Source organism: Cellulomonas sp. P4_B5_2 (assembly GCF_056402235.1).
Window position 1 is genome coordinate 1 of the sequence record NZ_JBFUHU010000064.1, and the last position, 13,062, is coordinate 13,062.

13 protein-coding genes are annotated in these 13,062 nt (G+C 70.9%); 5 read left to right on the plus strand and 8 right to left on the minus strand.

The window, feature by feature from the left end; genetic code table 11:
- The 3 genes from AC1DUQ_RS06555 to AC1DUQ_RS06565 all read left to right on the plus strand — a co-directional run.
- Positions 1 to 1,133: LuxR C-terminal-related transcriptional regulator (locus AC1DUQ_RS06555; RefSeq protein ID WP_477073527.1), on the plus strand; the 1,133-nt coding region annotated here is incomplete at its 5' end.
- 320 nt (positions 1,134 to 1,453) lie between these two features.
- Positions 1,454 to 1,765, plus strand: a complete 312-nt coding sequence (locus AC1DUQ_RS06560; protein WP_477062328.1) for a hypothetical protein — start codon at positions 1,454 to 1,456, stop codon at positions 1,763 to 1,765.
- Positions 1,766 to 2,261: 496 nt separating this feature from the next.
- Complete coding sequence (locus AC1DUQ_RS06565; RefSeq protein WP_477062327.1) at positions 2,262 to 4,160, plus strand: acyl-CoA dehydrogenase family protein; 1,899 nt, start codon at positions 2,262 to 2,264, stop codon at positions 4,158 to 4,160.
- 515 nt (positions 4,161 to 4,675) lie between these two features.
- Here AC1DUQ_RS06565 and AC1DUQ_RS06570 read toward each other — a convergent pair.
- From AC1DUQ_RS06570 to AC1DUQ_RS06580, 3 genes are read right to left on the minus strand one after another with little or no spacing between them, the layout of a single operon-like run.
- On the minus strand, positions 4,676 to 5,068 hold the full coding sequence (locus AC1DUQ_RS06570) for an arsenate-mycothiol transferase ArsC (protein WP_477062326.1): 393 nt from the start codon (positions 5,066 to 5,068) through the stop codon (positions 4,676 to 4,678).
- Positions 5,065 to 6,450 carry an FAD-dependent oxidoreductase gene (locus AC1DUQ_RS06575; protein ID WP_477062325.1) on the minus strand — a complete coding sequence of 462 codons (1,386 nt, stop codon included), beginning with the start codon at positions 6,448 to 6,450 and terminating at the stop codon, positions 5,065 to 5,067. Before AC1DUQ_RS06575 ends, AC1DUQ_RS06570 begins: the two co-directional genes overlap by 4 nt.
- 15 nt (positions 6,451 to 6,465) lie before the next feature.
- A complete protein-coding gene (locus tag AC1DUQ_RS06580; protein WP_477062324.1) occupies positions 6,466 to 7,209 on the minus strand; it encodes an aquaporin in 744 nt (247 codons plus the stop codon).
- Positions 7,210 to 7,255: 46 nt separating this feature from the next.
- On the opposite strand from AC1DUQ_RS06580, the gene AC1DUQ_RS06585 reads away from it, so the two are divergent.
- Both AC1DUQ_RS06585 and AC1DUQ_RS06590 read left to right on the plus strand, forming a co-directional pair.
- On the plus strand, positions 7,256 to 7,930 hold the full coding sequence (locus tag AC1DUQ_RS06585) for an arsenate reductase/protein-tyrosine-phosphatase family protein (RefSeq protein ID WP_477062323.1): 675 nt from the start codon (positions 7,256 to 7,258) through the stop codon (positions 7,928 to 7,930).
- A 22-nt stretch (positions 7,931 to 7,952) separates the two neighbouring features.
- Positions 7,953 to 8,603, plus strand: a complete 651-nt coding sequence (locus AC1DUQ_RS06590; RefSeq protein WP_477062322.1) for an arsenate reductase ArsC — start codon at positions 7,953 to 7,955, stop codon at positions 8,601 to 8,603.
- A 96-nt stretch (positions 8,604 to 8,699) separates the two neighbouring features.
- Here AC1DUQ_RS06590 and ppk2 read toward each other — a convergent pair whose 3' ends face one another.
- From ppk2 to AC1DUQ_RS06615, 5 genes are all read right to left on the minus strand, one after another.
- Positions 8,700 to 9,629 (minus strand): polyphosphate kinase 2, encoded by a 930-nt coding sequence (gene ppk2, locus AC1DUQ_RS06595; RefSeq protein ID WP_477062321.1) that lies wholly within the window; start codon positions 9,627 to 9,629, stop codon positions 8,700 to 8,702.
- Between the two features lie 180 nt (positions 9,630 to 9,809).
- The gene (locus AC1DUQ_RS06600; protein WP_477073528.1) at positions 9,810 to 9,983 is read right to left on the minus strand and encodes a zinc finger domain-containing protein; all 174 of its coding nucleotides are present in this window, start codon (positions 9,981 to 9,983) and stop codon (positions 9,810 to 9,812) included.
- 250 nt (positions 9,984 to 10,233) lie between these two features.
- Positions 10,234 to 10,509 (minus strand): hypothetical protein, encoded by a 276-nt coding sequence (locus AC1DUQ_RS06605; RefSeq protein ID WP_477062319.1) that lies wholly within the window; start codon positions 10,507 to 10,509, stop codon positions 10,234 to 10,236.
- Between the two features lie 100 nt (positions 10,510 to 10,609).
- Positions 10,610 to 11,374 carry a phosphate ABC transporter ATP-binding protein gene (locus AC1DUQ_RS06610; RefSeq protein ID WP_246280558.1) on the minus strand — a complete coding sequence of 255 codons (765 nt, stop codon included), beginning with the start codon at positions 11,372 to 11,374 and terminating at the stop codon, positions 10,610 to 10,612.
- A 131-nt stretch (positions 11,375 to 11,505) separates the two neighbouring features.
- The coding region (locus tag AC1DUQ_RS06615; RefSeq protein WP_477073529.1) for a hypothetical protein at positions 11,506 to 13,062 on the minus strand (1,557 nt) is incomplete at its 5' end.

Below are 13,062 nucleotides of genomic sequence, written 5' to 3' on the forward strand. Positions count from 1 at the left end.
GGATGCTGATGTACGCAGGTCGCGTGCCGGAGGGCATGTCGCTGCTGGACGAGGCGATGATCGGCATCTCGATGGGTGAGGTCTCCCCTATCGCCGCGGGCCACGTGTACTGCTCGCTCATCGAGGCGTGCCAGGAGGTCTCCGACTACGGGCGCGCCGCGGAGTGGACCGCCGCCCTGACCCGGTGGATCGAGGAACAGCCCGGCCTGGTTCCCTTTACGGGTCAGTGCGCGATCCACCGCGGGCAGATCATGGCGATTCGTGGCGCCTTCCGTGCGGCGCTCGAGGAGTTCGACCGCGCTACGCGCACGTACCTCGATTCCGGGACCCCGTGGCCCGCGGGACTGGCACTGGCCGAGGCTGGCAACCTGCATCGCATCTGCGGCGACCTGGACGCGGCCGAGACGGACTACGAACGGGCGACCGGCTTCGGCTACGAGTCCCAGCCGGGCCTGGCGCTGCTGTGGCTCGCGCGGGGCCGCACCGCGGCCGCGACCAACGCCGTCCACCGCCTGCTGGCCGAGCCGCGGGACCCGGTCCACCGCTCCCAGCTGCTCGCCGGCTCGGTCGAGGTTCTGCTCGCGACCGGTGAGGTCAAGGAGGCGCGGGCCGTCGCCGACGAGCTGGCCGCGATCGCCGAGTCCTTCAGGTGCGCGGCACTGTCGGCCGCCGGGCACCAGGCACGAGCGAGCTGCCTGCTCAGCGCCGGAGATCCCGGTGCGGCCGCCCTGGAGGCTCGCAGCGCGGCGTCCCTGTGGCGCTCGCTCGACGCCCCGTACGACGCCGCACGCTGCCAGGTGCTCCTCGGACGTGCACTGTGGGATCTGGGCGACGGCGACTCGGCTGTCGCCGAGCTCGGCCAGGCGCGCCGCGTGTTCCAGGGTCTCGGGGCGGCTCCGGCGGAACGCGACGTGCTCCAGCTGATGCAAACGAGTCGTCCCGCGGGACTGACCGAACGCGAGGTCGAGGTGCTCCGGCTGGTGGCGACCGGCCGCAGCAACGCCGAGATCGCCGCCGCGCTCGTGCTGAGCGACAAGACTGTCGCACGGCACCTGTCGAACATCTACACGAAGCTGAGTGTCACATCCCGGACAGCCGCCGCCGCGTTCGCGTTCGAGAACGGGCTCGCCTGACACGTGCCGGCCCGTCGGACCACGAATCCGGTGATCGCTCCATCACCTCAGGTCGCTCGCAGATCCGCGTGCCAGGTTCGACAGATGACCCATGCCACCTTCCGCAGTTCTACGTGATTCTCCCGATGCGGCAGGACGCGCCGCGCCACGACCGTGGAGCGAGGCAAAGCGTTGGAGGACCCCATGGAGTCATCAACGAGGACAGCACTGCCGGCCTCCGCGGCCGCCTCGAGCCGGGTCGACGAGCCCGATGCCGCAGCGGCCGACGCTGCCCCGAGCTGCGAACCGCGCTGGGGATCGGGGCAAGGCGGAGGCCCGCCGTGAACACGTTCGCCGCGATCGCCGGCCTCACTGGCTCGGTGGTCTCCCTGGTGCTCTGGTGGCCCCAGGCCTTGGTGGTCTGGCACAGCCGGGGTGACCCGGACCGACTCCGCGGGGTGTCCATGACCTCGCAGGTCTTGCTGTTCCTGAACGCGGTGATCTGGGGTGCCTACGCAGCGTCCACCCAGTCCCTGTGGGTCGGTGCACCAGGGTTGGTCAACGCACCGCTCGCCCTGCTCACGATCGGAGTCCTGCGGAAGGCCCACGGGCATGCCGAGTCCCTGACCTCCCGGCGCCAGGCGAGAACATGAACGCACCGAACGGGTGCACCCGGGGTCAGAGGTGCTCGGTGTGCGGCAGACCCCGCTGAGCTGACGGCGGCCGTCCTTGACTCGAGGCGCTCACAGGCCGAGGTCGCGGCTGGTGGTGATGGTGAGGGCCTCCATGGGGCGGAGGTAGTGCTCGACGGGGTCAAACCGGTGGGCAGGGACGCGGATGCGGGAAGTGTGGGCATGGCCCAGTACCCGCGGTCCCGAGAGCGCAGGAAAGATCCCATGAATTGTCCACCGCGGCCGCTCACCTCTCGCCGACCGCCAACCGAGGTGCCCTCCTCTCCCGGGAGGTGCCCTGCTCCTCCCAACGTGAGCAGGAGGAAGGCGCCGGCAGCTCACATGCGACACGCGGCTCGGGTACGACGTCGCACCGGAGGGCCCGCCGTCCGCAGGGAGCGCACCCGCGCGACCGGTCGGTAGCATCGACATCGAGCGGCTGGCCCGTTCGGTGCGGGTCCCGCTGAGGAGGCTCGTCATGAGCAGCGTCGCCGTAGACCAGACCCCCACCGCCGGTGAGCGGAAGGCTCGTGAGGTCGCCGAGGCGGCCCGGGAGCGGCAGTGGACCCGACCGAGCTTCGCCAAGGGGCTGTACCTCGGCGCATTCGACGTCGGGCTCATCCACCCCTACCCGGCGTCCGACCCGGACGCCGCGGCGCGCGGGGCGGTGTTCCGCCAGGCGTTGCTCGAGGTGTGCAGGACCATCGACGGCCTGGCGATCGAGCGCGAGGACCAGGTCCCCGATGAGGTGATCGACGCGCTGCGGCGCGTCGGCGCGTTCGGCATGAAGATCCCGCAGCGGTACGGCGGCCTGGGACTGTCGCTCGTCGACTACTGCAGGTCCTTGATGCTGGTCAGCACGGTCCACCCGAGTCTGGCCGCGCTGCTGTCTGCGCACCAGTCGATCGGTGTGCCCGAACCCGTGCACCTGTTCGGCAGCCCCGAGCAGAAGCAGGCGTTCCTGCCGCGCTGCGCCGCGGGCGCGATCTCCGCGTTCCTGCTCACGGAGCCCGACGTCGGGTCGGACCCCGCCCGGCTCGGCACCACCGCCAACCCGATGGACGACGGGACGGCGTACCTGCTGGACGGCGTGAAGCTGTGGACCACCAACGGTCCGATCGCCGAGCTGCTGGTGGTCATGGCCGTCGTCCCGCCGCACGACAACGAGCGCGGCGGCATCAGTGCATTCGTTGTCGAAGCCTCCACCCCGGGGATCACCATCGAGCACCGCAACCGGTTCATGGGGCTGCGCGGGATGGAGAACGGCGTCACCCGGTTCCGGCAGGTGCGGGTGCCGGCGGCCAACCGGCTAGGACGCGAGGGCGAGGGTTTGAAGATCGCGCTGACCACCCTCAACACCGGCCGCCTGTCGATCCCGGCGATCTGCGCCGGCGGCAGCAAGTGGGCGCTGTCCATAGCACGGCAGTGGTCTGCCGAGCGGGTGCAGTGGGGCCGGCCGGTGGGCGAGCACGAGGCGATCGGGTCCAAGCTGGCCTTTATCGCTGCCACGACGTTCGCGCTGGAGTCGGTGTGCGATCTGTCCGCGCGGCTGGCCGACGCCGGCCAGAAGGATGTGCGCATCGAGGCGGCCCTGGCCAAGCTGTGGGCCAGCGAGATGGGCTACCGCGTGGCCGACGAGTTGGTGCAGATCCGCGGCGGGCGCGGGTACGAGACCGCCGACTCGCTGGCGGCGCGGGGTGAGCGGGCGGTCCCCGCCGAGCAGCTGCTTCGGGACATGCGGATCAACCGCATCTTCGAAGGCTCGTCGGAGATCATGCGCCTGCTGATCGCCCGCGAGGCCGTGGACACCCACCTGGCCGCCGCGGGCGACCTCGCGTCCCGCGACGCGTCCCTCGGCGCCAAGACACGCGCAGCCGTCGGCGCCAGCCGCTTCTACGCCCGCTGGTTCCCAACCTTGCTGACCGGGCAAGGCTCCAGGCCCAGCGCCTACGGCAACTTCGGTGCGCTGGCCCGCCACGTGCGCTTCATCGAGCGGTCGTCCCGCTCGCTGGCACGGCACACCTTCTACGCGATGGCCCGCTACCAGGCCCGCCTCGACCGCAAGCAGGTGCTGCTGGGTCACATCGTCGACATCGGCGCCGAACTGTTCGCCATGTCCGCCGTGTGCACCCGGGCGACCGCGATGCGCCACGAAGACCCAGCCGTCGGCCGCAACGCGATCGAGCTCGCCGACGCCTTCTGCGCCCAGTCCCGCCTCCGGGTCGAGGGGCTGTTCCGGAGCCTCCGCGGCTCCACCGCCGCGTCCGACGACCGGCTGGCCGGCGCCGTGATGGCCGGCCGGCTGCGGTGGGTCGAGGACGGCATCGTCGACGCATCCGAGGGCACCGGCCCATGGATCGCCACCCGGACGCCGTGACCGGGAACGCGTCCTGCAAGGGCATCAGCCTGTGCGAGAGACGGCCATCGTGTCGGCCGGATGTGACGGCGCCGCGGCCCGTCAGAGCGATGGCTGGACTCCGGTCAGAGCCTCGACACTTGAACCCCTTGCACGGCATGGGCTTCAAGTCACGCAGCTCGTGCCTCTGACCAGCAAGGACGCACCCGCCAAGCCGCCGCCTAGAGTGTCCAACTCCTGTCCAATGCACGCTGCGCGACCCCTCAGCGAGGACTGAGTCCCTCTCCGGCGGGGAGCAACCGAGCATCCTCGCCTTCTCACAGTCGAGTTTGCGCTCGATCCGGCACCGTCACGAGCATGTGCTCGACGACGCGCAACGAAACGACCACGGGTGGGTTCTCTCGGGTTCGCTGCGTCGGAGCCCGTGCGTCGCGGACGGTCAGGGAGAAGCCGCACGTTCGATCCGTTCTGTGAAGACGCGGCGGGCGCCGGCGAGGCCGCCGCGGACGGGCACGCGCGCGGGCACAACCTCGGAATCAAGGCACAGCACGCTCGCGCTCGAGTAGGTCCGTGATCATGTCGTTGATGTGGTTTCGCAACGGGCGGATGCCGTCGACGTCCCAGGTGGCCGGGTCGGGAAGGGGCCAGACCTCGACCCGTCCGTGGGTTGGCAGGTCGAGGCCGGGCTTGAGCGCGACGATCACGTCCGCCTGCGCGGCGAGATCAGCCGTCAGGAGCCGCGGAACCTCACTGCTGCGGTCGATCCCGACCTCGGCCAGGGAGGCGAGCACGGTCGCGCTCACTGCGGCGTCGGGGTCGGTGCCGGCGGAGATCACGGTGACGTCGGAGTCGGCGCTCGCGGCCGCCAGACCGGCCGCGAGCTGGGACCGGCCGGCGTTGTGGACGCAGACGAACAGGATCGTGGTCATGCGGATGCTCCCGTGGATCGGTGACGACGGACCCAGTCCTGTGTGGCCATCTGGACGGCGTCCCACGGCGAGCCGAGGGGTGGCGTGTAGGACAGGTCGAGCTCGCTGACGGCCTCGACGCTCATCTCGTGGAAGAGCGCGGCGGCGAACGTGTCGACGCGCTTGGCGGTCTGCGTGGTCAGCCCACCGACGAGCTGGGCGCCGAGCAGCCGACCGGTGGTGGCGTCGCCGGTGACGCGGATAAAGATCGGTTGCGCTCCGGGGTAGTACCGCTTGTGGTCGTCGGGGGTGGATTGCGTCGTCAGGGTCACATGACCGGCCTCGGCGGCGTCGCGGTCGCGCAGTCCGGTGCGGGCTGCAACCAGGTCGAACACCTTCACCACCTGGGTGCCCAGACTTCCGGCATAGCGGGCGGACCCGCCGAGGGCGTTCTCCCCTGCGACCCGTCCCTGTTTGTGGGCGGTGGTCCCGAGAGGGAGGTACGTGCGGCCGAGGAGCCGGTGGTGGGTAATCACGCAGTCGCCCGCCGCCCACACGGCGTCGAGGTTCGTGCGCATGTCCGGTCCGACGTCGACCGCCCCCGCAGGCCCGGTGGAGGCGCCCGCCGCGACGAGGAGGTCCGCGTCGGGACGGACGCCCGCGACGACCAGCACCAGGTCGACGTCCCACGAGACCGGCTCACCATCGGCATCCTGCGCGTCCACGTGGAGCCCGTCGTCGCGCCGGGCGATCCTTGTGACAGTGGTGCCGGTGTGGACGTCGACGCCGTGGCGCACCAGCTCGGCGCGCACGAGGGCGCCGAGCTCGGCGTCCACGGTCGGCAGGACCTCGGGGAGGCGCTCGACCTGCGTGACCTCGATCCCTCGCGTGGTGAGTCCCTCGGCCATCTCCAGGCCGACGTAGCCGGCTCCCACGATCAGCGCGCGCCGCGGTCCGGCACGGTCCAGCGTGGCGACCAGGTCGAAGGTGTCCCCCATCGTGTGCAGCAGGTGGACGCCGTCCTGCGGACCGAGGTCGTCGAGCCCGTCGATCGGCGGGCGCACGGGTACGGCGCCCGTTCCGACGACGAGGGCGTCGTAGCCGAGCCACGCCTCGCCGTCGCCGTCGCGGACGCGCAGACGGCGTGCGGGGACGTCGATTCCCGTCGCGCGGGTCTCCAGGCGCAGTCGCATCCCCGTGGCTTCGAGGTCCTCGCGGGTGCGGTGGGCAAGGTTGCGCCAGTGCGTGACCTCGCCCGAGACGTAGTACGGGATGCCGCAGATGGAGTAGTTGGGGTAGGCGTCGGCGACGACGACGGTGACCTCGGTGGTCTCGTCGAGCTCGCGGGCGCGCAGGGCGGCGCTGATGCCTGCGTCACTGCCACCGACCACGACCAGGTGCATGGTGTGCCTTCCTCGTCAGTGCACGACGACGGGCAGGACCTGCTCCGCCGGGAGATCCCGTGGCGAACGTGCGGGGTAGAGCACGACCACCGCGACGACGCCGACGGCGGCACCGACCACCTGGGCGAGCAGGAACGGCGGCACAGAGCCGGGTGCGATGCCGGCGAAGGTGTCGGAGAACATCCGTCCGACGGTGACGGCAGGGTTCGCGAACGAGGTCGAGGAGGTGAACCAGTACGCGGCCCCGATCCAGGCGGCGACGGCGGCCGGCACGAGAGCGGGTCGACTGCTGCGCACCAGGGCGAAGATCACCAGCACGAGCCCGGCCGTCGCGACGACCTCACCCACCAGGAGCCCACCGCCGGTCCGCTCGGTCGTGGAGATCGCCGGGGCGACCTCGAACATGGCGTCGGCGAGCAGGGCACCCGCGACGCCTCCCGCGCACTGCGCGAGCACGTAGCCGGCGACCTCGAGCGGCGGGCGCCGCTCCGCACTCCCCCGCGACAGCACCCACTCGGCGCTCGTCACGACCGGGTTGAAGTGCGCCCCGGAAACCGGGCCGAACACCACGATCAGCACCGCCAGCCCGAGCACGGTCGTGGTCGAGTTCGCCAGAAGCTGGATGCCGACGTCGGCGCTCAGCGCGGTGGCCATGATCCCCGATCCGACCACCACGGCCACCAGCAGCAGGCTGCCGACAAGCTCGGCCGCCAGGCGGCGGGGCAGGGATGTGGGAACGGGTTGCTCGGCTCGGGTCACGGCGRCATCTTGACCCGGCAGGGATAACTCAGTCAATATTGACTCAATGAACACTGAGTGGCAGATGGAGATCGAGCGGCGCGCAGCACGGCACGCCGTTCTGGCCGACCCCGGTCGGCTGGCCGTCGTCGAGCTGCTCTCGCTCGGCGATCACTCCCCCTCGGAGCTCTCCGCCGAGCTCGGGATGGCGTCCAACCTCGTCGCGCACCACGTGGGGGTGCTCGTCGAGCACGGACTCGTCTCCCGGCGCCGCTCGGAGGGTGACCGGCGCAGGACGTACCTGCACCTGACGCCCGACGCGGCGATCATCCCCTCGGGTCGGACGGTGCCCCGCCCGCGTCGCGTGCTGTTCGTCTGCACCGCGAACTCCGCACGCTCCCACCTGGCCGCCGCCCTGTGGCACAGGACAAGCCGGATCACCGCGGCGTCCGCAGGCACGCACCCCGCCGCAACGGTGGCGCCCGGTGCGCTGGCCGCAGCCGCCCGCCACCACCTGCCCCTGCGCGACGCGAAGCCACGCCTGTTCGGCGACGTGCACCGCGACGGCGACCTCGTGGTGACCGTGTGCGACAACGCGCACGAGGAGATGAGCGGTGTCGCGGACCTGCACTGGTCGGTTCCCGACCCGGTCGCCGCCAACGAGGACGCGGCGTTCGACGCCGCACTCGAGGAGATCGCCCGTCGGGTCGACGACCTCGCTCCGCGCCTCGCCCCCGCCTGACACCGTCGAAGGAGACGACACCATGACCGCGCACGAGCGTCCCAACCTCCGCATCGACCAGCGGCACGCCCTGCTGACCGCCGCCGCGCGACTGGCGACGGACTTCCAGGGCGTCTTCGGCGTCGAGACCATCGACCGGTTCCTGACCTCGTCATACGACGAGTTCGCCGGGCGAGCCACCATTGCGAACTATCTGCCGCTGCTCGCCGAGCGCTTCGCCCGCCAACGCCTGCACGCCTTGGCCAAGGTCGAGGGCAAGAGCCACGACGGTCGGCCCGTCGTCCTGTTCCTCTGCGTGCACAACGCCGGTCGCTCTCAGATGGCGCTCGGATTCCTCCAGCACCACGCGGGCGACTCGATCGTCGGGTGGTCGGGCGGCTCCCAGCCCGGCGACGCGATCGAACCCGGCGCCGTCGCCGTCATGGCCGAACGCGGCATCGACATCGCCCGCGAGTACCCCAAGCCCTGGACCGACGAGATCGTCCGAGCTGCCGACGTCGTCATCACCATGGGCTGCGGTGACGCCTGCCCGATCTTCCCCGGCAAGCGCTACGAGGAATGGAACTTGGCCGATCCCATGTCGCTCGGGCTCGCTGACGTGCGGGCAGTCCGCGACGAGATCGAACGCAGGGTCCTCCGCCTGCTCGACTCTCTCGGAGTAGCGGCCGCCTGATCACGGCCCGCGCTTGTCGACGTCGATCCCCTCATCCCACCCCGGTCTGTGTTCAGACGACGGACACCGGTGCCCACGGTTCGCTAGACAGGCGGTTCAGTCGCCAACCGTGTTGCGGGCGCGCTGCACGATCAACGGGTCGACCTCGCCGACGACGTCCTCGTTCTTCCCGTCGTACGAGAACTGACTCAGGAAGTAGCGCATGGCGTTGAGCCGGGCGCGCTTCTTGTCGTTGCTCCGGATCATGATCCACGGCGCGTGATCGGTGTCCGTCCCGGCGAACATCGCCTCCTTCGCGGCTGAGTAGGACTCCCAGCGGCCGAGTGACTCGAGGTCCATCGGTGACAGCTTCCAGCGACGTACGGGATCGATCTGACGGATCGCGAACCGGGTGCGCTGCTCGCGGCGGGTGACCGAGAACCAGAACTTCGTCAGGTGCGTGCCGGCGTCGACGATGAGCCTCTCGAAGTCGGGAGCCTGGCGCATGAACTCCGCGTACTCGTTGTCGGAGCAGAACCCCATCACTCGCTCGACGCCGGCGCGGTTGTACCAGGACCGGTCGAACAGCACGATCTCGCCCTGCGTGGGGAAGTGCTGGACGTAGCGCTGGAAGTACCACTGACCCTGCTCGGTGGTGGTGGGCATGGTGAGCGCGACCACACGTGCTGCACGCGGGTTCAGGTGCTCGACGAACCGCTTGATCGTTCCGCCCTTGCCAGCCGCGTCGCGGCCTTCGAACACGATGATGTGCCGCTCGCCGTTGTCCTCCGCCCAGTACTGCAGCTTGAGGAGCTCGATCTGCAGGCGGTACTTCGCCTCCTCGTACTCCTCGCGGTCCATGAGCTCGCCGTAGGGGTAGTCCTCGCGCCACGTCTCGACCGCTGCGCCGCCCGGGTCGATGAGCACGGGATCCGCACCCTCGCCGCCGGCGACGCTGTAGCCCTCGGCTACGAGCCGGTCGATGTACTCGCGCAGATTGTCCTCGGCGTCAGGCTCTATGCGGTCGAGGTCGAACGTGGAGTCCATCGGGTCCTCCTGACAGACCGGCCGGGTGCGGCGATCGCGACATTCCATGATGACCACTCCGCAACGCACCACGCCCGGCCCAGCCCGGCAGCGTGCAACCGGGCGTGCGCTCGCTTGTTCCGATGTGCCTTGATGTGGTGGGCGCGGAGCTATGGCGGATCTCTCAGGCTCGGGCGCGACCTACTTCTTGCGGTCCGCGGCCTCGCGCCGCCGGCGGTGAGGGTCACGCTTCACGCGGTCGGCCGTGCGGCATGACTTTCCCGGTGCGGCTTGGCACCGGGGGCACTCAACATCCAACGGCTTGCTCATGCGCCGGACGATAGCCCAGCAAGATGAACTGCGCTGCCAGACCATTGGACCGATGGGCCTCTGCTGCGGGATACGCGCGGGGAGTCTCGGCAGTCGCCAAGTGCCCCGGCCCAGAGTCGTCCATGAGTTGTGAACTCAGCCCGAACGGAGGGCTTCCATCGTCTCGGCAGCATGGGCATTCTGGACGAGTGCATGACTTCTGTCTGACGTCCGTACACCCTGGACGCCGGACGGACCTCTGGGTCGTACGCGGCACGCCGCGACCGGGAGGTGGCACGTCCTCAGCGTGTCGGCGTCACGCCGAACGGATCGCCCCCCGGACGGCGGTCGACGGACCGAGCAGGCGGAGAACCGACGTCCCGTACTCGTCCTGGTGCTCGACGCTCACGGACAGCAGGCGGCCGCGCTGGTGGCTGTGTGCCCAGTCGGTGACATCGTCGATGTCCTCGGCGTCCAGCACGCGCCACGTCTCGACGTCGCCACCGTTCGTCCAGAACTCCACGACGTAGACGGGATCGGACACCGACACCCACGAGTAGCTGCCGCGGTCCCGCTCGACACGCACAGTCATGATCCCTCCTCCATGCAGAGCCCGATCGTGCCGCGCTCCCGTGAACTCACAGCGGACGTCTGGCCGGAGCTCGGTTGCAGGGAGACGAACACTCGGGCACTCACCCGAAGCGCCCACCGACGTAGGCGGCCGTGCGCTCGTCCTGCGGCGACTGGAACATGGCCTGCGTGTCGCCGTGCTCGACGATGACTCCAGGCGTGCCCTGCGAGGCGAGGAAGAACGCGCACTGCTGCGAGACCCGGGCGGCCTGCTGCATGTTGTGCGTGACGATCACGATCGTCACCTCCCGCGCGAGCTCCGTCATCGTCTCCTCGATGACGCGGGTCGACGTCGGGTCGAGCGCCGAGCACGGCTCGTCCATGAGCAGAACCCGCGGCCGGACGGCGAGGGACCGCGCGATGCAGAGCCGCTGCTGCTGGCCGCCCGACAGCCCGCCACCCGGTGCTCCGAGACGGTCACGGACCTCGCGCCAGAGACCCGCCTTGGTCAGCGACTCCTCGACGAGCTGGTCCTTGTCCGAGCTCGACGCGCGCACGCCCGTGAGCTTGAGGCCGGCGAGGACGTTCTCCTTGATGCTCATCGCCGGGAACGGGTTCGGCTTCTGGAACACCATGCCGATGTCCCGACGGGCCTGGGTCAGCCGCCGCGACGGGTCGTAGATGTCCTGTCCGTCGAGCAGGACCTCACCGGCGAGAGCGGCGGACGGCACCAGCTCGTGCATGCGGTTGAGGATCCGCAGGAACGTGGACTTGCCGCAGCCCGACGGGCCGATCAGCGCGGTGACGATGCCCGCGGGCATGGTCAGCGATACCCGGTCGAGGACCTGGTGCTTGCCGAACCACGCCGAGATCGACTGGGCGCGCAGCTCCGCGAGCCGGCTCGGGGCGAGGGACGGGGGGAGCTCGTGGACCGGCGCCGCGGCGAGCAGGCCGATCGAGCTGGGACGTCCGGCGGGCACGGGCGAGAGGACGACCGTGGAGTCGGACTGGTGGTTGCTCACGAGACTCCTCCCGCGCCGTTGGCGCGTGCGATGGCGCGGGCGGCGAGCGCCAGCGCGGCGAGGGCCCCGGCAGCGCCGAGGCCGAGCAGGGTCCACTGCACCGGTGTCCAGCGACGTGCGCCCGCGGTCCACACGAGGTSCGGCGGGGTCCCGGGGTCGGCGACGACGTCGACGGCCGGAATCACGTCCGCCCCGTCGACGGGGTCGGGCGCAGCCGACGTCGGGGCTGCGGACGAGGAGGACGGACGGCGTGGCCCTGCGGAGCTGCTCGTCCCGGAGCCCGGCGACCCCACGAAGACTGGCGGTCTCCCTGTCGTGCCGGGGGGCACGGTCAGCGTGAGCGAGCCGTCGTCCGAACCCGCCGCGAGGGCCGGAGGGGCGCTGCTGATCGCGGCCGCGGCGGTCAGCGCCAGGACGGCCAGCAGGACCAGTCCGGCGCCGAGGGCACGGGTGCCCCGCGCGGACGCGGTCTCGATCTCGTGGCGCGTCTCGGCAACCATCCGCTCCCAGTGCTCGGCACCCTCCCGGCGCCGGCGGCGCGTCCGGCGCACGAGGTACCAGACGGTCGCGGCGAGGAGTGCGACGAGGGCCAGCCCCGTCCACGAGACGCTCAGCACGGTGGTCCGCGCCGTGCTGGAGACGAGCGGGATCTCGGTGTCCGGCCCCGGCGCTGCGGCCATGTCGACGTCCACGACCGCGGTGGACACCCCGAGCGGCTCGACGCCCTCGAGAATCGAGACGACCGTGAAGGAGTCGCCTGGCATGACCTCCCGGGTCTGCTCGGCATCGAGCGACGCCAGCGTCCGACCGAACGGTCCGGTCACCCGGACGCGCGGGACGCCGACCACCTTGACGTTGCCGGTGTTGACCACCTCGTAGGTGACGGTCATCGGCGCCGAGGCGAACGGCACGAGGGATGCGTCGAACGTGCCGCTGACCTCCCGCACCTCGAGCGCAGGGGCCAGCTCTCCGGCCACCCGGAGGTTGAGCCTGACCGCCACCCGCGTGTCGACGAGCACCCCGGCGCTGGTGACCTGCGTCTGGACGGGTGAGACGACGATCCCGCCGGGGTGGTCGCCGGGCGAGGCCCCGGCTGGGACCGCCACCGTGAACGCGAGGGACGCGGTCGCCAGCGGCGGGATCGTGACCGTCGGGCTCGCGACACTCACCCACGCGCCCAGGTCGGTCGGCGGTTGGGCTGCCGGTGAGAGGTCGTAGCCGCCGGACGGCGTGTTGAACCCGTCGGCCCCGTACACCGCGAACTCGCGCTCGACCGTCGAGGAGTTCGTGATGAGCACGTGCTCCTCGACGGTCTCCCCCGCCGCCGCAGCGAGCTCGAACCTGGTCCGACCGTCGGCGGCGCCGGCCGCGCCCGCCGGCGTGACCGCCCAAGCCGCAGCGGTGTCGTCCGCGAGGGCGGCCGGGGCGGCGCAGACCGCGAGGAACGCCGTCAGCGCGACGGTGGCGGCGGCGAGCAGGGGGCGGTGGGCCGCCATGGGTTCTCCGATCGGGGTGGTGAGGAGTGCTCGGGTCGGACGTGCCACGGCCAGGGC

Bases quoted from the DNA above. Each gene is read 5' to 3' on its own strand.
- AC1DUQ_RS06565 (WP_477062327.1), top strand. From the start codon at position 2,262: ATGAGCAGCGTCGCCGTAGACCAGACCCCCACCGCCGGTGAGCGGAAG.
- AC1DUQ_RS06570 (WP_477062326.1), bottom strand. From the start codon at position 5,068: ATGACCACGATCCTGTTCGTCTGCGTCCACAACGCCGGCCGGTCCCAG.
- AC1DUQ_RS06575 (WP_477062325.1), bottom strand. From the start codon at position 6,450: ATGCACCTGGTCGTGGTCGGTGGCAGTGACGCAGGCATCAGCGCCGCC.
- AC1DUQ_RS06585 (WP_477062323.1), top strand. From the start codon at position 7,256: ATGAACACTGAGTGGCAGATGGAGATCGAGCGGCGCGCAGCACGGCAC.
- AC1DUQ_RS06590 (WP_477062322.1), top strand. From the start codon at position 7,953: ATGACCGCGCACGAGCGTCCCAACCTCCGCATCGACCAGCGGCACGCC.
- ppk2 (WP_477062321.1), bottom strand. From the start codon at position 9,629: ATGGACTCCACGTTCGACCTCGACCGCATAGAGCCTGACGCCGAGGAC.
- AC1DUQ_RS06600 (WP_477073528.1), bottom strand. From the start codon at position 9,983: ATGGTCTGGCAGCGCAGTTCATCTTGCTGGGCTATCGTCCGGCGCATG.
- AC1DUQ_RS06605 (WP_477062319.1), bottom strand. From the start codon at position 10,509: ATGACTGTGCGTGTCGAGCGGGACCGCGGCAGCTACTCGTGGGTGTCG.